Below are 19,337 nucleotides of genomic sequence, written 5' to 3' on the forward strand. Positions count from 1 at the left end.
GGTCGGCCCATCACTCCGCGAAGGCCGACCGGAACGCCGCCAGTGCCGCATCCGAGTCATGATGGGCCCACGCCTCCAGGGCCACCACCCCGCGGTAGCCGAGCTCGCGCAGGGCGGCGGCGATCGCCTCGTAGCGGATCTCGCCCGTTCCCGGCTCCGTGCGCCCGGGGACGTCGGCCACCTGGATCTCGCCCACCCAGGGCAGGCTGGCGCGCACCAGTTCGATGAGGTTCCCCTCGCCGATCTGCGCATGGTACAGGTCGAGATTCGTCCGCAAGGCCGGCGAATCCACCGCGCGCACCAGAGCCAGAGCATCCGCTGCCCGAGCGAACGGCGTACCGGGGTGGTCGACCAGGGTATTGAGGTTCTCGAGCGTGAACACCCGCCCGGCACGCTCCCCGAGCGCCGCGATGCGCGCGAGGGTGTCCTCCGCCGCACGCCAGTCCTCGGCGCTCACCCGATCCCGTGGCACCACGGGCAGCCCCTGCGGATTCAGCCCCGTGCCGTGCAGGTTCAGTCGCTGAGCGTCGATGATCTCTGCGGCGCGCAGCGAATCCTCCGCCGTGGCCAGCAGCTGCGCCGACCCCTCCGGCGTGATCAGATCGCCGTGCAGATAGCCCGTCATCGACGAGAAGACCGCCCCGGTCGCTGCCAGGCGACCGAGGTCCTTCGCGCTCCAATCCCAGAGCTCCACCTCGAAGCCCTGATCGTGGATGCGCTCGACCCGTTCGACGAAAGGAAGGTCGAGGTAGATCATCTCGGCGCACGCCGCCAGACGGAACATCATCAGGTCAGGTCGACAGGAACGACGACTCGCTCATGCGCGGAGCGCTGCGCCGCATCGGCGAGCAGCAGGGCCGCACGGCCATCCTCGAAGGTCGGGCTGGTCGATGCCTCGCCCCTGGCCAGACGGATGAATTCGTGCAGTTCGGCGCGGTAGGACGCGGCGTAGCGCACGGCCATCGACGGCTCGTAGGGTCGACGGGTCTCCACCCCGCCCGCGTGGGAGACGCTGACGAGGCTGGTCCCCTGATTGGCGACCTCCAGCGTCCCCTCGCTGCCGAAGACCTCGATGCGCTGGTCGTAGCCGACCGCGCTGTGCCGGGAGTTCACGATGGTGGCGACTGCGCCTGTGGAGGAGCGCAGCACCGTGACCGCAGTGTCGAAGTCGCCGTGCTCGCGAGCACCGGGGTCGAACGTGCAGGTGCCGACGGCCTGCACCTCCACGACATCGGGAAGGAAGAAGCGCGCCATGTCGAAGTCGTGGATGGTCATGTCACGGAAGATCCCGCCCGACACGGCGACGTAGGAGGCAGGAGGCGCGGCCGGGTCGCGGCTGATGATCGTGAGCTGCTCCAGCCGGCCGATCTCACCGGCACCGACGCGTTCACGCGCCTGCGCGAAGCCCGGGTCGAAACGGCGGTTGAAGCCCAATGCCACCGGCACGCCTGCGGCGCGCACGCGAGAGCGGAGGGCATCCACCCGGGCGATGTCGAGGTCGATCGGCTTCTCGCACAGCACCGGCAGTCCCCGCTCGATGCTGCGTGCGATGAGACCGACGTGCGTCGGCGTCGGTGAGGCGATGAGCACCGCATCCACCCGGCCGGGCACGAAGAGATCCTCCACGTCATCCGTGGCCTGTCCGCCGTACTGATCGACGAGCCGGTGGGCGCCGTCGACGAACGGATCGGCGACCCATGCCAGCACGGCATCCGCGTCGGCCGCGATTCCTGCGGCGTGGACCTGGCCGATCCGGCCGGAGCCGATCAGCCCGAAACGCAAGGGTGAACCAGTCACGACTTCTCCTGTCTGCTCTGAGAGCTGCGAATTGCCGACCACTACGCCCAGGTGCGCAGGGAGGCCCGGTTGATGATCTGATCCGCGACGCGCTGCGCGAGGAACGCGTCGATCGCGATGTCCGGAGGATTCAGGACATCCTGCTCCACGACGATCCAGCCGTCGTAGTTCTCGGCGTCGACGGCCGCCATGACTCCGGCGAGGTCGATGTCGCCCCGCCCGAGGGCGACGAAGCAGCCCGAGGACCAGACCTCCGGCATTCCGCCGCCACCGGCCAGCACGCGTGCGAGCGCGGCAGCATCGACGTCCTTGAGATGCAGGTGGTTGATGCGCGGCCCCCAGCGCCGCACCGCCCCGACGGGATCGCCGCCCGCGATCAGCAGGTGCCCGGTGTCCAGCGTCAGCCCCACATCCGTGCCCGCCAGGAAGGCATCCACCTCGGCGGGCGATTCCACGAGCGTTCCCGCGTGGTGATGGAACGTCGGCTCGAACCCCGCTTCCCGGACGATGCCCGCCGCGCGCTGCACGTTCTCATGGAGCCGTCGAACGGCATCCGCGGCGACCGGGTCCACCTCCTCACCTCGACCAGGATGCGACACCCTCGCGGGGGATCCGGCATCGGCGAGCGTGGGGAGCGGCAGGCGATCGGGGCCCAGCTCGGCAGCATCCGAGAAGATCCGCAGAGTCTCGCGAAGTCCGGGAAGGGAGGCGGCGAAGGCGGCGTCGTCGGAGAAGGGGAGCTGGATCCATCCGCCCGCGAGCTCGAGGTCGAACCTCCGCAGACGATTCCGCAGTCCGGAACCCGTGCCCAGGAACCCGACCGGTCCGAGATCGATGCCCCGGTACTGCGCCCGCTGCAGCGCCTCGCCGAGGTCGTCCGCCGTGACCGTCTGCGCACCCTGGGGCGTGAGCTCGAACACTCCGAAGCTGACGGGCGCCCCCGCGACCGTGGCCCTCATGCGCGGTTCTCCGTGTTCTCGCCGAGCAGGCTCCGCTGAGCGCCGATGAGGGTCTCATACTCCGCTCTCGCCCGCTGAGTGCTCGGCAGCGTCGAGACCTCAGCGACCGGCACGTCCCACCATCCCTCGCCATCGGGCGCATAGATCAGCGGGTCGCTGTTGATGTGGATGAGGGTCGACTCGGCGGACGCCTTCGCCGCAGCCACCGCGTCGCGCAGGCGATCGACGGCTCCGGCCTCCGGCGCGATCTCGACCACGTGGATCCCATAGCTTCGCGCGTTCGCCGCGAGGTTCACGGGCAGCAGCTCCTCGCCCTGGAAGTTGCGACGCTCGGCGTCGTAGGCACGGTACTGGGTGCCGAATCGCTGCGACCCGACAGTCTCGGACAGGTGCCCGATCGACGCGTACCCATGATTCTCGACGAGCACGACGATGAGCTTGATGCCCTCGGCGACGGCCGTGACCAGCTCGGTGTTCAGCATGAGGTACGAGCCGTCGCCCACCATGACGATCACGTCGCGGTCGTCGCCGTCGGCGATCAGCCCGCGCTTGGCTCCGAGACCACCGGCGATCTCGTAGCCCATGCAGGAGAAGGCGTACTCCACGTGATAGCCGAGCGGGTCGCGCACTCGCCAGAGCTTGTGCAGGTCGCCGGGCAGGGAGCCGGCCGCTTGGACGATGACGTCCCTCGGCGCACTGGCCGCATGGACCGCGCCGATGATCTCCGGCTGTCCGGGAAGGGCGCGTCCCGATGGGGAGAAGGCCCCATCGACGGCGGCATCCCAAGCCTTCTTCTCGCGTGCGGTGCGCTCCCGGTACTCGGCGGATGTCCCGTGACCCCGAAGCCCCTCGGCGAGCGCGGCCAGCGCCTCGCGCGCGTCGGCGATCACCGGCAGCGCGGAGCCGTGCTTGTACGCGTCGAAGGGTGCCACGTTGATGTTGACGAACCGCACCTGCGGGTTCTGGAACACCGTGCGGGATCCGGTGGTGAAGTCGCTGTACCTGGTGCCGATGCCGATCACCACGTCCGCATCGGCGGCGAAGCGGTTCGCGGCCGTGGAGCCCGTGGCACCGACCCCGCCGAGATACTGCGGGTGGTCCCAGGTGAGCGCACCGCCGCCTGCCTGCGTCGTGGCGACCGCGATGCCGGTGGCCTCGGCGAAGACGCGCAGTCGCTCCTCGGCACCCGAGTAGATCACGCCGCCGCCGGCGATGACCAGGGGGCGGCGAGCCCCTCGGATCGCCTCGATGGCCCTCGAGAGTGCAGCCCGCTCCGGCAGAGGGCGCCGCACGTGCCATTCCCGCTCCGCCAGGAACTCCAGCGGCACGTCCACGGCCTCGGCCTGCACATCCTCGGGGAGCGCGATCGTGACCGCACCCGTGTCGGCTGGATCGGTGAGCACGCGCATCGCGGAGAGGGCGATCGAGTACAGCTGCTCGGGGCGCTGCACCCGATCGAAGAACCGCGACAGCGGCCGGAAGGCGTCATTCACGGTCATTCCGGTGTCCCACGGCTGCTCGAGCTGCTGCAGCACCGGGTCGGCCACTCGCGTGGCGAAGGTGTCGCTGGGCAGCAGCAGGGCAGGCATCCTGTTCGTCGTCGCCAGCGCGGCGCCGGTGAGCATGTTCGCGGCTCCCGGCCCGACGGATGCCGTTGAAGCGAAGGTCGCGCGTCGGCGGTGCATGCGCGCGAAGCCCACCGACTGGTGAACCATCGCCTGCTCATTGCGGGCCTGGTGATACGGCATCAGCTCGGGCTGCTCGACGTTGAGCTGAGCAAGCGCCTGACCGAGTCCCGCGACGTTGCCGTGGCCGAAGATGCCCAGCACTCCGGGTATGGTCCGTTCCCGCGTGTCGCCGTCGACCGTCCATTGCCGGGCGAGGAACTCCACCAGCGCCTGTCCGACCGTCATTCTCCTCGTCGAGGGCATCAGCCGTCTCCTTTCTCGCTCACCATGTAGGGAAGTCTCGGGTCTGCGCCCTGCTCCTGCCAGGTGGACCGCACCCAGGCGTGAGCCGGCTCGTCACTGATCAGCCACTCGCGCTCGGCGGCAGGCCCGGCCATGACATTGAGGTAGTAGAGGTCGTATCCGGGCGCGGCCACGGCAGGTCCGTGGTATCCGTACGGCACCAGCGCGACATCGCCGGTGCGCACCGTCTTGTCGATCTCGATCTCGCCCGCCGGGGATGAGTGGGTGCTGAACAGTCCGAACGCCGCTGCGTCGGAAACGCCCTCTGCGCCCCGCACGGGCGAACTCTCGAAGTAGTAGATCTCCTCGAGCTGCGACTCGTGCCCCGGCACGGTCTCATCGTGCTTGTGCGGCGGGTACGAGGACCAGTTGCCTGCGGGCGTGATGACCTCGCACACGATCAGCTTGACGGCGTCCAGTGCCTGCGGCGTGCCGAAGTTGTGCACCTGCCGGGTGGAGGATCCTCCGCCGCGCAGCTCGACCGGAGTGCGAGCGGCGGGAATGTACTGCCAGTCCCGCCGCTCGCCGGTCGGCGCCTCTGCGACCGCGACGCGCCCGGTGCCCCGAATCGTCGCGGCGGTGCGGGTCGGCAGATACAGCACGTCGGTGGGTCCGTCGAACACCGAGCTCCGGCCGCGCATCCGCGTCATCCGCTCCCCCGCGCCGTCCTCGTGCGTCACCTCGAACGAGCCGGTCAGCGGCACGATGAGGCGCTCGACGTCATCGACGGCGAGCGTCGCCGTCTGCCCCTCCGCAAGAGCGGTGACGCGAAGCCCCGCGTATGCGAAGCCCGCCGAATCCGAATCGACGACGACATCCCAGCCGGGCACGGCGAGCGCGCCTCGACGGTGGAACCAGCTGCGACCTGCCGTGCTCATGTCGATCCTCTCTCGTGGATGCCGGGCTGCGCCGCCACGGGCGCGTGCCGTGTCAATCGTTCTGCGGGAATCCGAGGTTGATCCCGCCGTGAGTCGCGGGATCGAGCCACCGGCTCGTGACGGCCTTCTCGCGGGTGAAGAAGTCGAATCCGTGCGCACCGTACGCCTTCGCGTCGCCGAACAGGGACTTCTTCCATCCTCCGAAGGAGTGATATGCGACCGGCACCGGGATCGGCACGTTGATGCCGATCATCCCGACCTCGACTTCGTGCTGGAAGCGCCGCGCCGCGCCGCCGTCATTGGTGAAGATGGCCGTTCCGTTGCCGAACTCGCCCGAGTTGATCAGCTCGAGGCCGTCCTCGTACGAGGCGACACGGACGATCGACAGCACGGGTCCGAAGATCTCCTCCGAGTACGCGCGGCTGCTCAGCGGGATGTCGTCGATGAGGGTCGGTCCGAAGAAGAAGCCGTCCTCGTGGCCCTCGACGCGGCAGTTGCGACCGTCCACGACGATCTTCGCGCCGTCCGCCTCGGCGATGTCGACGTAGGAGGCGACCTTCTTGCGGTGCACGTCGGTGATCAGGGGGCCCATGTCCGGCTCGACCCCGTCTGCCCCGACGCCGTTGCCGATTCGCAGTCGCGAGATGCGATCGGTGATCTTCTCGATCAGCACGTCGGCGACGGGCTCGACGGCCAGCACCACCGAGATCGACATGCAGCGCTCGCCCGCCGCGCCGAAGCCCGCGTTCACGGCCTGATCGGCGACGAGATCCAGATCGGCGTCCGGCAGCACCAGCATGTGGTTCTTCGCGCCGCCAAGGGCCTGCACGCGCTTGCCGTTGCGTGAGGCGGTCTCATAGATGTACTGCGCGATCGGAGTGGAGCCCACGAACGAGATGGACTGCACGACGGGCGACTCCAGCAGCCCGTCGACGGCGAGCTTGTCGCCCTGGAGCACGGTGAAGACCCCATCGGGGAGCCCCGCATCCTTCCACGCCCGCGCGAGCCAGAGCGCCGCGCTCGGGTCTTTCTCACTGGGCTTGAGGATCACGCTGTTGCCCGCGGCGATGGCGATGGGGATGAACCAGAGCGGCACCATGACGGGGAAGTTGAAGGGCGAGATGATCCCGACCACGCCCAAGGGCTGCTTGATCGAGTAGACGTCGATGCCCGTGGAGGCGTTCTCGCTGAAGTCGCCCTTGATCAGGTGCGGGAAGCCGGTCGCGAGCTCCACGACCTCCTGCCCGCGCATGATCTCGCCCATCGCGTCAGAGACGACCTTGCCATGCTCGGAGGTGATGATCTCCGCCAGCTCCTGCTTGCGGGCGTTCAGGATCTCCCGGAACGCGAACATCACGGTCTGGCGCTTCGCGATGGAGAGACTCGACCAGACGGCGAAGCCCTGCTGCGCGGAGGCGATCGCCTCGGCGATCTCCTGCTCGTCGGCGATGGCCACCTGCGCCTGCACCTCACCGGTGGCGGGGTTGTACACCGCAGCACGACGACCGGACTGCGACGCGCGCTCAGCGCCGTCGATCCAGTGCGAGATGACGCGGGTCGCCGTGTCGGCCGTGTCCGAGGGCGCGGACTGCTCTGCAATGCTCATCTTGACTCCTTGCTGAAGGTTCTGTCAGTGGTCGAAAGGTCCTGGGGCGCGGGCACCTGAGATGGATGGACCATCTGTGCGGCCATGGCAACGGCACCCGCCACATCTCCGTCGGGGGGATACAGCAGCGTGCGGCCCACGGTGAGCCCGCGCACGCCGGGAAGCGTGAGGGCGTCTTGCCAGGAGGCGAAAGTCTGGTCCGGATCGGCGCCGGAGTCGCCGCCGAGCAGCAGCGTCGGCAGCGTGGTGGCCTGCATCACCCTGTCCATGTCCGCCACGACGGGCAGCTTCAGCCAGGTGTGACTGCTGCTGGCGCCCAGAGCCTGCGCGATGGACACCGACAGGATCACCGCTTCGGTGGACAGATCGTTCAGGATGCGGCCGTCCTGCCAGCTGCTCATGAACGGCTCCAGCATGATCGGGAGGCCCGCCTGAGCCGCGCGCGTCACGGCATCCGCTGTCGCCCGCAGTGTGGGAGCGGTGCCCGGGTCGCCGAGGTTGACGCGGATGAGCGTCTTGGCGAAGTCGATGCCCGCGGAGACCATGCTGTCCACGTCGTAACCGGTGTAGCGATCGTCCATCTCGAATGCCGCGCCCCGCAGACCGCCGCGGTTCATGGACCCGACCACGATCTTGTCGTCGAGCACGCCCAGCGCAGCCAGGTCGTCGATGATGTCGGGACTGCCGAGCACGCCGTCCACACGGGGATTGGACAGCGCCACCGCCAGGCGGTCCAACAGGTCGTACCGGTTGGCCATCGCCTCTGCATTGCGCCCCACGGCCAACGCGCCGCGGGCGGGGTGGTCGGCCGCGACGATCAGCATCTGCCCGTCGCCCCGCAGCACCGGTCTGCGCCGGCGTTCGGAGAGCACCCTGGCGAAGACCCCGGGGTCGGTGGCGCGGAGCGTGCGCAGGCGCTCGAAGTCGGCGTCGCTGAAGATGTGACCGGTCATGCTCGGACTCCCGCCTGGAGGATGGACTCTACCTCGGCACTGCTCGGCATCGCGGTCGAGCACTCCAACCGGGATGCGACGATGGCGCCGGCGACATTGGCGAACCGCAGGATGCGCTCGAGACCCCAGCCCTCGAGAAGTCCGTGGATGAGGGCGCCGCCGAAGGCATCCCCCGCGCCGAGGCCGTTGACGACCTCGACGGGGTACGGCGGCACCTCCACGGTCTCGTCCGCGGTCTTGGCCAGCACCCCCTTGGGGCCCTGCTTGACGATCGCGAGCCGGACTCCGCGTTCCAGAAGGGCATCCGCCGCACGCCCCGGCTCGGTCTCGCCGACGGCCACTTCGCACTCCTCACGGTTCCCGACGGCGACGGTGATGTGCGGAAGGACCTCGGCGATCGCGGCGGTGGCCTGCGCTGGGTCCTCCCAGAACATCGGCCGGTAGTCGAGGTCGAGGATGTTCTCGCCCGCGCTCCCCCGCGCCGCCAGCGCGGCGGAGTGCGTCGCACGGCTCGGCTCCTGGCTGAGCCCCGTGACGGTCATCCACAGCAGTCGTGCCGAGCGCAGGATCCCGGCATCCAGGTCGCCTGCTTCGATGTTGTGGTCGGGGGCTTTCGGCTCGCGGTAGAAGTACAGCGGGAAGTCGTCCGGCGGGAAGATCTCGCAGAACGTCAACGGCGTCTTCAACGTCGGATCCGTGACGACGAGACGGCGATCCACTCCCAGATGGTCGAGCTCGCGCAGGAGATATCGGCCGAAGGGATCGTTCCCGACTCGCGACACCAGCGATACGGCGTGGCCGTATCCGGCCGCCGCGACGGCCACGTTGGCCGCGCTGCCACCGAGGAACTTCTGGAAGGTGGTCACATCTTCCAGGCCGACCCCGGACTGCAGCGGGTAGATGTCGACACCGAGTCGCCCCATGACCACGACTTCGCTGTCACGCGACTGTTCAGCTGCGCTCACTGTTCCGCCTCCCTCTCCGACCAGGGGTCATCTCCCCGTCACCCTTCGATATGTATGTTCTGACATTAGCACAACCGGCCATCTGCACAACAGATCCGGAGCAGTTTCGGCGGCGTTCCGGGTGATTCTGGGCACGATGTGTAAAATTGTCATGACAATAGCCGCATTCCCGACCGAATGGACGACACGTGGCCGACAGCGACCCCATCTGGCCCGACGAGCTCTTCCTCGATCTCGACAGATCAGGCCCCGTCCCGCTGTACTACCAGGTGTCGAACCGGCTGGAGTCCGCCATCCGCACCGGGGCCATCCCCGCCGGAGCGCGATTGGAGAACGAGATCGCGATCGGCAAGCGTCTCGGGATCTCCCGGCCCACCGTGCGCCGCGCCATCCAGGAAGTCGTGGACAAGGGGTTGCTCGTGCGGCGGCGCGGCATCGGAACGCAAGTCGTCCAGAGTCAGGTCACGCGCCGAGTCGAGCTGACCAGCCTCTTCGAAGATCTGCAGACCGCAGAGCACCACCCGACCACGCGCGTGCTCGTCTGCGAGGTCGTGTCCGCATCGACCGAGGTGGCCACGGGACTCGGCATGGCTGTGGGAGACGACGTCTTCTACCTCCGGCGGCTGCGCAACACCGACGGCCATCCGGTGGCCGTCCTGGAGAACTACCTGCCGATGGAGTTCTCGGACATCACCGTCGACGACCTCATCGATCGCGGCCTGTACGACATCATGCGCTCGCGAGGAGTCTCGATCCGGGTCGCCAACCAGAAGATCGGCGCGCGTCGCGCCCAGGCCGACGAGAGCACCCTGCTGGAGATCGAGAAGTCCGCACCCGTGCTCACCATGGAGCGCATCGCCTTCGACAGTTCGGGCAAGGCTGTCGAGTACGGCCACCACTGCTACCGGCCAGACCGTTACAGCTTCGAGACCACACTGGTGGCCTGAACGCATCGGCGATCACGTCCTCGGCGGAGACAGGCGCTCCGCCATCCCGAGATCCGTGACCGCCGATGCGGGGCGTTGATCAGGCCTGGCGCAGCTCCAGCGTGCAGCACTTGATGCCGCCGCCGCCGAGCAGCAGCTCGGACAGGTCGACCATGATCGGGTTGTACCCGCGCTCGCGCAGCTGCTTCTCGAACCCGGTCGCGCGCGGGGAGATGATGACGTTCAGGCCGTCGCTGGCGGAGTTCAGGCCGAACACCGCGCCGTCCTCGTCGGCGACCAGGATCGCGTCGGGGAAGCGCTCGGCGAGGATGCGCTGCGAGGCCTCGTCGAAGGCATGCGGAAGGTAGGCGATGCCGGCGGTGGCACCATCCTCCACCACGGGATCCAGCACGGTCAGCGCAGTGTCGAGGTGGTAGAAGCGCGGGTCGACGAGCGTGAGCGTGACGACCTCGCGGCCGAACACCTCCTGCACCTCGCGGTGGCTGTCACCCACCGAGCGGAAGCCGGTGCCGGCCAGGATCACGTCCCCGGCGAGCAGGAAGTCGCCTTCTCCCTCGTTGATCTCCGCAGGGAGCACGGTGTCGTAGCCGTGGCTGCGGAACCACTCTGCGAATGCCGGCGACTCGCCCCGACGCTGCTCGTAGTAGAAGGCGGGCACGTACGCCCGGCCGCCGATCGTGAACCCGCCGTTGGCCGTGTAGACCATGTCGGGGTAGCCGGCCAGCGGCTCGATGAGCTCGACCTCGTGGCCGAGCTTCACGTACAGGTCGTACAGGTCCTGCCACTGCGCGACGGCCTTGGCCGTGTCGGTGGGGGTGGCGGGGTCCATCCACGGGTTGATCTTGTAGTCGACCGTGAAGTGTGTCGGCCTGCACATCAGGTAGTGGCGGTGCTGGGCGACTCGTCGGCGGATGGGTTCCTGAGCGGGTCGAAGGATCGTCGCGGTCTCGGGCGTGGACATGGTTTCTCCTCGGATGAAGGCAGAGGCGGACGCTGTCCAGGGGCCCGGCGGAAGTTCGACCCGCTCGCCTTGGGCGAGGAGGGGAAGATGCGACTCGGGCACGCCTGAGACATCTTCGCATCCCGGATGCCGCGAGCGCCAGCCCTTTCCGCAGGCGCCGCCGGGCTCAGCGGGCGGCGATGCTCGTCTCGCGCACCATCAGCTCGCTGGGGATGGCCGGCTCGGCCGTATCCTCGTGCCCGCCGATGACGCGCAGCAGGGTTCTGGCGCTGCGCCGGCCCTGCTCGTCGGTCCGGCGCGACAGCGCTGTGATGGAAGGCGCCGAGACCTCGCACAGCAGCGAGTCGTCCCAGCTGATCAGGGCCATGTCCGCGCGCCCTGCGGCACGCAGGGACCGCAGCACTCCCAGCGCCATGACGTCGTTCGAGCTGATCACCGCCGTGGCCGACGCCCAGCTCCCGATCCGCTCCGCGACCAGTCGCGCCGCCCCCTCACGGGTGTAGTCGCCCTCGGCCACGGTCACGCGGATGCCGCGCTCGACGGCCCGTGCGGCGATGGCATCCCGGCGCTCCACCTCGTGCGCGAGTGTAAGCGGACCGCTCACGTCGACGATCTCGGTGTGCCCCAGCGCCGCCAGATGGTCGACGATCTGCCGGGCATCGACGACGAGATCCTCCACGACCTGACGACCGGTGCCCGGTTCGATGCGCAGCCCGTGCTGGACGAACGGCATGCCCAGCGATCGCAGCAGTTCGGGCCGCGGATCGTCGATGAGGCGGTCGAGCACGATGACGCCGTCGACGCGGCGCTGCGCGCTCCACTGCCGGTAGACGTCGAGGTCGCGCCCGGGAGCGGTGCCGACCATCCGCAGCAGCAGCGATTGCCCCGCCTCGGACAGCACGGCCTCCACGCCGCTGAGCAGGCTCATGTAGTACGGCTCCTGGCCCAGCAGCTCCGGCTCGCGGCGCAGCACCATGCCCACGGAATCCGTGCGCGAGCGCGAGAGCGCCCTCGCCGAGGAGCTCGGCTGCCAGTCCAGCTCCCGTGCCAGCGCCAGCACGCGCTCGCGCGTGGCCTCGCCGACCCCGGGCCGGCCGTTCAACGCATACGAGACCGACGCCACCGAGACCCCGAGCCTGCGCGCCATCTCGTGAATGGTCACCCGTGCCGCCGTCTTCTTCTTCCCATCCATCGATCACACTCTGACACGGGCTCGGCGGTCGTGCAGAATCCCTCAGCGGATCTCGCGCACCTGGGTGCCGTACGCGCCCAGCGCGACCTCCGCGACAGCCTCGCCGCCGAGAGTGCGCAGAGCACCGGATGCCACCTCCGGGGTCACCGTGCACGGCCGGTCGTGCTGGCTGGCGAAGATCGCGAACCGGCGCCCGTCGGCGTGCTCCAGCGTCTGCGCGAATACCTCCGGATCGTCCAGTACGACCGGGCGGCGGATGCCGGCGACGTCGGCCAGCGCGTCGTAGAGCCGCCAGGTGTCCTCGGGGTTCACGCGTCCCAGCTGCGACGCCAGGTACTCCAGCGGATACGTGCACAGCACGGCCAGGCCGCGGCCGTGCCTGCGGGCCACCAGCACGGGCCTGCCGTGCGCATCCGTCGCCAGCACCTCGCCGCTGGTCACGGTCACCGGCAGGTGGGCCCGGGCGTTGTCGGCGCCCGCCGCGCGCACGTGCAGCCGGTCGCCGGCGCGCAGCGCGCCCAGGTCTCCCGTCATCTTCACGGTGACGGTCTGATCCTGGATGGTCTCCACCAGCCCGTACGACGCGGCCGTCACCACGCCGAACAGCTCCTCGGTGAACGCCCACCACGGCCCGCGCTGCGCGTCGGTCTCACCCGCACAGTATGACGCGTACACGACGGCACCGTTCTCGGCCAGCGACACCAGTTGCCGCCAGCTGGGCCCGCACAGCTGCTTGACCGACGGCACCAGGTACAGGTCGTAGCCCGGCGCGATGCCGCCGTCGGCGACCTCGCGCACCACGTCGACCGGCAGGTGCGCCTCCTGGGCGGCGATGTGCGCCTGCTCGCCGACCGCGACGATGTGCTCCCGCTCCGGCTCACGGCTGAACGGATACCCCTCGGCCAGGTGCGAGGGGAGCACCAGCGCCGCCTGTGCGGCGGGGCGGTGCAGGCCCGCGGCATCCATCGCCTCGAGGTCGGCGGAGAACCGCTGCAGTTCGAGCAGTGCGGGCTTGGGCGCCCCGGTGCTGTCGGTGATGCCGAAGTGCATCTCGAACGGATGATGGGAGTACGGCCTCTCGGCGACCAGGTCGTCGTAGTCGGTGTTGTTCCAGGCGATCCAGCCCACCGCCCCCGCCGCCAGCGTGCCGTACAGCTGCTGGCGGTAATACGAGGCCGCTCCCTGCGGTGAGACGTACGCGTCAGTGACGCCGAACTCCTCCAGCACGATGGGCCGCTCCGCGATCTCGCACAGCCGCGCGACCCACGCCGTCTTCAGATGCTGGCGGATCTGATCGCTCTCCATCCGGTACACGTGCGGGCCGACGAAGTCCGACACCTCCGCGAGCTCGCGCAGGCGGAAGCCGTTGTCGTGACCGGTGGTCTCGATGCCCCACGCGCCGTCGCCGATGGACACCGGCTGGGTGCCGCCGCCCGCGCGAACCGCGTCGACCAGCAGCTGCGCCCACGCGGCCACGGCCTCGTGCGGAGCCTCGCCGCCGTAGATGGGCACCTCGTTGCTGAGCAGCCATCCGGCCACGGCCGGGTGCGCGTGGAACCGCGCCGTCAGCTCGCGCACGTACCAGGCCTGCCGGCCCACGAACCACACGTCGCGATACAGGTCGCGCCCCTGCCGCCACGCCGGATCCCAGTTCTCGCCCGACATGTGCCCCACGATGAACGTGGGGATCGTGGTCATCCCGGCCTCCTCATGCGCGTCGAGGAAGTCGGCGAACCGCGCGATGCAGTCCTCGTCGAGCACGTCCGGCTCCGGCTGGAAGTCAGGCCAGAAGAAGAACGAGCGGGTCATGTTCAGCCCGTGCTCGGCCAGCACCGCCAGCTCCTCGCGCACCACGGCGCGGTCGTAGCGGTCGGTCCACATCCGCGGCCCGCCGGCCCGCGACCAGAAGTTGGCCCCGAGCCAGACGCGCTCGCGCACGGCATCCGTCCTCACAACATCCGTCATTTCACCGCTCCCGCCGTAAGGCCCGCCACGAAGCTGCGCTGCAGCAGCAGGAAGGCCACCACCACCGGCACACTCACCACGAGAGACGCCGCCATGATCTGGTTCCAGTACACGTTCACCTGCGTGGAGTACTGCTGCAGGCCGATCGCGAGGGTCTGGGTGGGCCCGTTGGTCAGCACCGAGGCGAAAAGCAGCTCGCCCCAGCTGGTCATGAAGCTGTAGATGCCCACCGCCACCAGGCCCGGCCGCGCGGCCGGCAGCAGCACGTGCCACAGGGCTCCCATCGCACCCGTGCCGTCGACCTTCGCTGCTTCGTCGAGGTCGCGCGGGATGGCGTCGAAGTAGCCCGCCAGCATCCAGATCGAGAACGGCAGCGAGAAGGTCAGGTAGGTGATGACCAGGCCCAGCCGGGTGCCGATCAGCGGGATGCCGGTGGCCTGCGTCACGTTGATGAAGATGAGGAACAGCGGCAGCAGGAACAGGATGCCGGGGAACATCTGCGTGGACAGCACCGTCGTGGTGAACACGCTGCGCCCGCGGAAGCGCCAGCGGGAGACCGCGAAGGCGGCGAACACGGCCACGACCAGGCTGACAGCCGTGGCGGCCGTGCACACGATGAGGCTGTTGACGAAGTACTCGGCCAGCGGAACCGTCTTCCAGATGTCGATGTACGGCTGGAAGGTGATGTGCTCGGGCCACCAGGTGAAGCTGTCCAGCACCTCGCCGAGCGGTTTGACCGACGAGGTGATCATCACCCAGATCGGCAGCAGCGTGAACGCCGTCAGCACGGCGATCGTCACGACGCGGAAGATCCGCGTTCCCGTTGTCTCACGCACGCTGGGACCTCCGATTCACGAACAGCAGGTAGACGATGGTCACGAGCAGCAGGAAGATGAGCAGCAGCACCGACATGGCAGACCCGTAGCCGAAGTTGAACGTCAGGAACGACGCGTTGTAGATGTGGAACGAGATCAGGTCGCCGGCCGGCGGCTGCGCGGTCTTGCCGAACAGCACGAACGGCGTGTTGAAGTCGTTGAACGTCCACAGGAACATCACCAGCACGAGCACGACGTTCACCGGACGCAGCATCGGCAGCGTGATCGAGCGCCACTGCCGGAACGGCTTGGCGCCATCGACGGCGGATGCCTCGTACAGCTCCTCCGGAACGGACTGGAGCCCCGCCATGAGCATCAGGAACGCGAACGGCCACAGCCGCCAGATGGCGACGACGACGAGCGACCAGAAGGCGTTGCCGCCGATGAGCCAGAACGGCTTGTCGCCGGGAAGCCCGAGGTTGTCGAAGAGCAGGTGGTTGACCGCGCCGGTGTCCTTCTGGAGCATGAACTTCCACGCGATTATCCCCGCGTACACCGGGATGGCGTAGGGGATCAGGAACACCGTGCGGAAGATGCCGCGCCCGGGGAAGCGCCGCTGCAGCGCGACGGCCGCAGCCATGCCGGCCACCCAGGCGATGCCGACCACGAGCAGCGTGAAGCCGCAGGTGATCAGGAACGAGTCGCGCAGAGACTGCCCGACAGCGCCGTTGAAGTCGAGCGACACCCGATAGTTGCCCAAGCCCAGGAACGGCGCCTCGCTCCAGTTGCGCAGGTACTGCTGCGTGAGCTTGATGAAGCTGATCCAGATTCCCGTCACCATGGGAACGATGTGCACCAGCAGCTCGAACAGGGCGGCCGGGATCAGCAGCACGTACGGCAGCCAGTCGCGGCGACGTCTCCGCGGCCGGATCTCTCCCGACGGGTCGACCGCGGCATCCCTCGAGATGCTCGGCGAGGCGGTTGCGGACATGTCCGTCACTCCTTCTCTGTGCATGCGTGGCGGGCCCGGTGCGGTCCGGGCCCGCCACGACTCGCGGATGGGGTCAGCTGGCTGCTTCGACCTGCTGCTGAGCGGTGTCGAGCATCGCCGAGATGTCGGCCTCCGTGACCTTCTTGCCGGTGGCGATCTGCGCGAACAGACCGCTGATCCCCTTGCCGATCGTGCTCTCGAAGTCACCCTCGCTGGCCACCTGCGGCAACGGCTTGGACCGGTTCTGGTAGGCGTCCATGAACACCTTGGCCTCGTCGGCATCCGTGGTGAACTTCGCCTCGGCGTCGTTCAGCACCGGAAGCACCGAGAACGGCACGGCCAGCTCGGACTGCACTTCGGGGCTGGTCATGTACTTCACGAACTTCAGCGACTCCGGCAGGTGCTTGGTGTAGCCGAACACCGAGATGTTGATGCCGGCGGGGAACGTCGAGATCTGCTCCTTCGCGTCGTCCGGCGCAGGCAGCGGGACCACGCCCCACTCACCGGGCTTCATGCCGTCGGCCTTGAGTGTGGAGTCGGCGTTGTTCTGGCTGAGGAACATCGCAGCCTTGCCGGAGGCCAGATCCGCAGCCGCCGAGGATGCGTTGTCGTACTGCGCGTTGGCGGGATTGGCGACCTTCTCCGTCTGCATCAGGTCGAGGTAGCGTTTGATGCCCGCGACGTTCTCGGGGGTGTTGAACGTGGGCTTGCCGCTCTTGTCGTAGAACTCGCCGCCGTTCTGCGCGGAGGTGAGGAACGCGAAGTGGATGTTCTCGGTGTAGCTGCCGGCGGCGAGGGTCAGGCCCCACTGATCGTCATGCGTGAGCGTCTTCGCGTCGGTGACGAGTTCATCCCACGTGGTGGGCGGCTGCAGGCCCGCGTCCGCGAACATCGCCTTGTTGTAGTACAGGCCGTACGCCAGGCCGTAGAGCGGCACGGAGGTCGGTGTCTTCCCCGGCGCCCCGCCCGCGTCGAGCGCGGTCTTCACGTACTTGTCGAGTCCGCCGATCTTGGCGGCGTTGTCGGAGTTGAACTCCGTGAACGCACCCGTGGACTGGAACGCCGCACCCCAGGTGTTGCCGATGTTCACCACGTCGGGGCCCTGCCCGCTCGTGACGGCGGTCTGGATCCGGGTCTGCAGCTCGTTCCAGCCGATCACCTCGAGATCGACCTTGACGCCGGTCTGCTTGGTGAACTCCTTGAGGATCGGGGTGAGCACCTCCTTGTCATTGTCGAGGCTGGTGCCCTGGTTGCTGGCCCAGTACGTGATCGTCGCCGATCCGCCGTCTGCGCCGCCGCCGGCCGAGCCGCTGCCCGAGCATCCGGCCAGCGCCATCGATACGACTGCCATCGCCGCGGCTGCCGCGACGACCTTCCGCTTCGCTTCCACCTATGACTCCTTCGTCTCAGAAGGCCGTTCGTCGGCCCGCCGACCTCCTCACTGCGGCACCCGGTGGGTTGCCTCTTCTCTTGAGGAGATCTGAGCGGTAGCCTAACTTAACCGGTTAGGTTCTTAACATCACGATCAGGTCACGGATCGGTCACCGCCCGACGGCGGCCGATCCGGACGGAAAGACGACGACACCAATGACGGCTTCATCGCACGACGCTCAGCCCGCAGCATCCTCCGCGGCATTCCCCGGCCACTTCCTGTTCGGCGCGGCCACCGCCGCCTACCAGATCGAGGGGGCGGCGGAGGAGGACGGCCGGGGCCCGTCCATCTGGGACACGTTCAGCCACACGCCCGGCCGGGTGCTGCACGGCGACTCGGGCGATGTCGCCTGCGACCACTACCACCGGCTGGACGCCGACCTCGACCTGATGGCGCAGCTCGGCCTCGGCGCCTACCGGTTCTCGATCTCCTGGCCGCGCATCCTGCCCACCGGCCGCGGCGTCGTGAACCAGCGGGGCCTGGACTTCTACCGGCACCTCGCCGACGGGCTGCGCGATCGCGGCATCAGGCCCCTGGCGACGCTGTACCACTGGGATCTCCCGCAGGCGCTGCAGGATGCCGGAGGCTGGGCCTCCCGCGACACCTCCGCCGCCTTCGCCGACTATGCCGGCATCGTCGGCGACGCCCTCGGCGACCGGATCGGCATGTGGACGACGCTCAACGAGCCGTGGTGCTCGGCCTTCCTCGGCCATGGATCGGGAGTGCACGCTCCGGGCATCACCGACCCCGCCATCGCGCTGCGCGCGGCGCACCACCTCAACCTCGCGCACGGCCTCGCCCTTCAGGCGCTGCGCGAGCGGGTGCCGTCGACATCCGAGTTCTCCGTGTCGCTGAACCTGCAGGCCGTGCGTCCGGATCGCCCCGAGGACGCCGACGCCGTGCGGCGCATCGACGCCCTCGCCAACCGGGTGTTCACCGGGCCGATGCTCGCAGGCGCCTACCCCGAGGATCTGCTGGCCGACACGGCGTCGGTGACGGACTGGTCCTTCGTTCAGGACGGCGACCTGGCGGCGATCCATCAGCCCCTCGACGCGATCGGCATCAACTTCTACTCCACCAGTCGCGTGCGCGAATGGGACGGGGTCGGCGCCAACAACCACTCCGCGGGCCACAACGACTCGAACGCATCGCCGTGGCCGGGCGCGGACGGCGTGCAGTTCCTCCCGCAGCCCGGCCCGTACACCGACATGGGCTGGAACATCGACCCGAGCGGCCTGTACGAGCTGATCATGCGGATGCACCGGGAGAACCCGGGGATGGCGCTGATGATCACCGAGAACGGCGCGGCGTTCCCCGACGTCGTGTCGGCAGACGGCCGCATCCACGACCCCGAACGCATCGACTATCTGCGCAGGCATCTGGCCGTCGTGCTGCAGACCATCGCCGAGGGCGCCGACGTGCGCGGCTACTACGCGTGGTCTCTCATGGACAACTTCGAGTGGGCGTACGGCTACGACAAGCGCTTCGGCCTGGTGCACATCGATTTCGACACGCTCGAGCGCACGCCGAAGGACAGCGCGCTCTGGTACTCGCGCCTGGCGCGCACCCGGATGCTGGAGGGATGAGCCCGCTCAGATGACCGAGGTGCTCCACGGGTCGGGGTTGCCGAAGCGGTGCGCGGTGATGGCTATGGCCTGCTCATGCAGGAACGGCAGCAGCTCCAGGCGGCCTGCGGAGGTCACCTCGTTGTCGTAGACGGCCACGTCGGGATCGCCGCCCACAGCATCCGACAGCGTGCGATGCAGCTCGGCGACGGCACCCCGCCCGCCGATCAGCCGCACGCGGCCCACCTTGGCGGACTCCGGTGAGCGCTGCCGCACGCGCTGGATCCATTCCGACTCGGTCTCCACGGCCACCGGCACCTCCAGCGCGCCCAGTTCGGCGC

17 protein-coding genes are annotated in these 19,337 nt (G+C 68.7%); 2 read left to right on the top strand and 15 right to left on the bottom strand.

Annotation, left to right across the window (positions count from 1 at the left end):
• Positions 1 to 10: 10 nt before the first annotated feature.
• From WA967_RS00625 to iolC, 8 genes are read right to left on the bottom strand one after another with little or no spacing between them, the layout of a single operon-like run.
• Positions 11 to 787: a TIM barrel protein gene (locus tag WA967_RS00625; RefSeq protein ID WP_424418969.1), complete on the bottom strand. Its 777-nt coding sequence runs from the start codon at positions 785 to 787 to the stop codon at positions 11 to 13.
• Positions 787 to 1,797, bottom strand: coding sequence for an inositol 2-dehydrogenase (gene iolG / locus WA967_RS00630; RefSeq protein WP_424418970.1), 1,011 nt, complete (start codon positions 1,795 to 1,797; stop codon positions 787 to 789). The genes WA967_RS00625 and iolG overlap by 1 nt, the downstream gene beginning before the upstream one ends.
• A 41-nt stretch (positions 1,798 to 1,838) precedes the next feature.
• On the bottom strand, positions 1,839 to 2,756 hold the full coding sequence (locus WA967_RS00635) for a sugar phosphate isomerase/epimerase family protein (protein WP_424418971.1): 918 nt from the start codon (positions 2,754 to 2,756) through the stop codon (positions 1,839 to 1,841).
• Positions 2,753 to 4,687, bottom strand: coding sequence for a 3D-(3,5/4)-trihydroxycyclohexane-1,2-dione acylhydrolase (decyclizing) (gene iolD, locus WA967_RS00640; protein WP_424418972.1), 1,935 nt, complete (start codon positions 4,685 to 4,687; stop codon positions 2,753 to 2,755). Before iolD ends, WA967_RS00635 begins: the two co-directional genes overlap by 4 nt.
• Positions 4,687 to 5,604 (bottom strand): 5-deoxy-glucuronate isomerase, encoded by a 918-nt coding sequence (gene iolB, locus WA967_RS00645; RefSeq protein WP_424418974.1) that lies wholly within the window; start codon positions 5,602 to 5,604, stop codon positions 4,687 to 4,689. The genes iolD and iolB overlap by 1 nt, the downstream gene beginning before the upstream one ends.
• A 52-nt stretch (positions 5,605 to 5,656) precedes the next feature.
• Entirely contained in the window at positions 5,657 to 7,210 is a 1,554-nt protein-coding gene (locus tag WA967_RS00650; protein ID WP_424418976.1) for a CoA-acylating methylmalonate-semialdehyde dehydrogenase, read from the bottom strand.
• Entirely contained in the window at positions 7,207 to 8,163 is a 957-nt protein-coding gene (locus WA967_RS00655; RefSeq protein ID WP_424418978.1) for a class I fructose-bisphosphate aldolase, read from the bottom strand. The genes WA967_RS00650 and WA967_RS00655 overlap by 4 nt, the downstream gene beginning before the upstream one ends.
• A complete protein-coding gene (gene iolC, locus WA967_RS00660; protein WP_424418990.1) occupies positions 8,160 to 9,086 on the bottom strand; it encodes a 5-dehydro-2-deoxygluconokinase in 927 nt (308 codons plus the stop codon). The genes WA967_RS00655 and iolC overlap by 4 nt, the downstream gene beginning before the upstream one ends.
• Before the next feature lie 230 nt (positions 9,087 to 9,316).
• On the opposite strand from iolC, the gene WA967_RS00665 reads away from it, so the two are divergent.
• Positions 9,317 to 10,075: a GntR family transcriptional regulator gene (locus tag WA967_RS00665; protein ID WP_424418980.1), complete on the top strand. Its 759-nt coding sequence runs from the start codon at positions 9,317 to 9,319 to the stop codon at positions 10,073 to 10,075.
• Positions 10,076 to 10,154: 79 nt separating this feature from the next.
• Here the strand turns inward: WA967_RS00665 and ddaH are convergent, their stop codons facing one another.
• The 6 genes from ddaH to WA967_RS00695 form a co-directional block, all read right to left on the bottom strand.
• Positions 10,155 to 11,036 (bottom strand): dimethylargininase, encoded by an 882-nt coding sequence (ddaH, locus tag WA967_RS00670; protein WP_424418981.1) that lies wholly within the window; start codon positions 11,034 to 11,036, stop codon positions 10,155 to 10,157.
• Positions 11,037 to 11,202: 166 nt separating this feature from the next.
• Entirely contained in the window at positions 11,203 to 12,228 is a 1,026-nt protein-coding gene (locus WA967_RS00675; RefSeq protein WP_424418982.1) for a LacI family DNA-binding transcriptional regulator, read from the bottom strand.
• Between the two features lie 42 nt (positions 12,229 to 12,270).
• Entirely contained in the window at positions 12,271 to 14,193 is a 1,923-nt protein-coding gene (locus WA967_RS00680; protein WP_424418983.1) for a cellulase family glycosylhydrolase, read from the bottom strand.
• Complete coding sequence (locus tag WA967_RS00685) at positions 14,190 to 15,029, bottom strand: carbohydrate ABC transporter permease (protein WP_298868394.1); 840 nt, start codon at positions 15,027 to 15,029, stop codon at positions 14,190 to 14,192. Before WA967_RS00685 ends, WA967_RS00680 begins: the two co-directional genes overlap by 4 nt.
• A complete protein-coding gene (locus WA967_RS00690) occupies positions 15,022 to 15,999 on the bottom strand; it encodes a carbohydrate ABC transporter permease (protein WP_424418984.1) in 978 nt (325 codons plus the stop codon). The genes WA967_RS00685 and WA967_RS00690 overlap by 8 nt, the downstream gene beginning before the upstream one ends.
• A 73-nt stretch (positions 16,000 to 16,072) precedes the next feature.
• Positions 16,073 to 17,389 carry an ABC transporter substrate-binding protein gene (locus WA967_RS00695; RefSeq protein WP_424418985.1) on the bottom strand — a complete coding sequence of 439 codons (1,317 nt, stop codon included), beginning with the start codon at positions 17,387 to 17,389 and terminating at the stop codon, positions 16,073 to 16,075.
• A gap of 197 nt (positions 17,390 to 17,586) precedes the next feature.
• Here WA967_RS00695 and WA967_RS00700 point away from each other — a divergent pair, with 197 nt between their 5' ends.
• Entirely contained in the window at positions 17,587 to 19,017 is a 1,431-nt protein-coding gene (locus WA967_RS00700; RefSeq protein ID WP_424418986.1) for a GH1 family beta-glucosidase, read from the top strand.
• 6 nt (positions 19,018 to 19,023) lie between these two features.
• On the opposite strand, the gene WA967_RS00705 is transcribed toward WA967_RS00700, so the two are convergent.
• The coding region (locus WA967_RS00705; RefSeq protein WP_424418987.1) for a hypothetical protein at positions 19,024 to 19,337 on the bottom strand (314 nt) is incomplete at its 5' end.

This window comes from Microbacterium sp., from assembly GCF_049650565.1.
Lineage (GTDB): Bacteria > Actinomycetota > Actinomycetes > Actinomycetales > Microbacteriaceae > Microbacterium.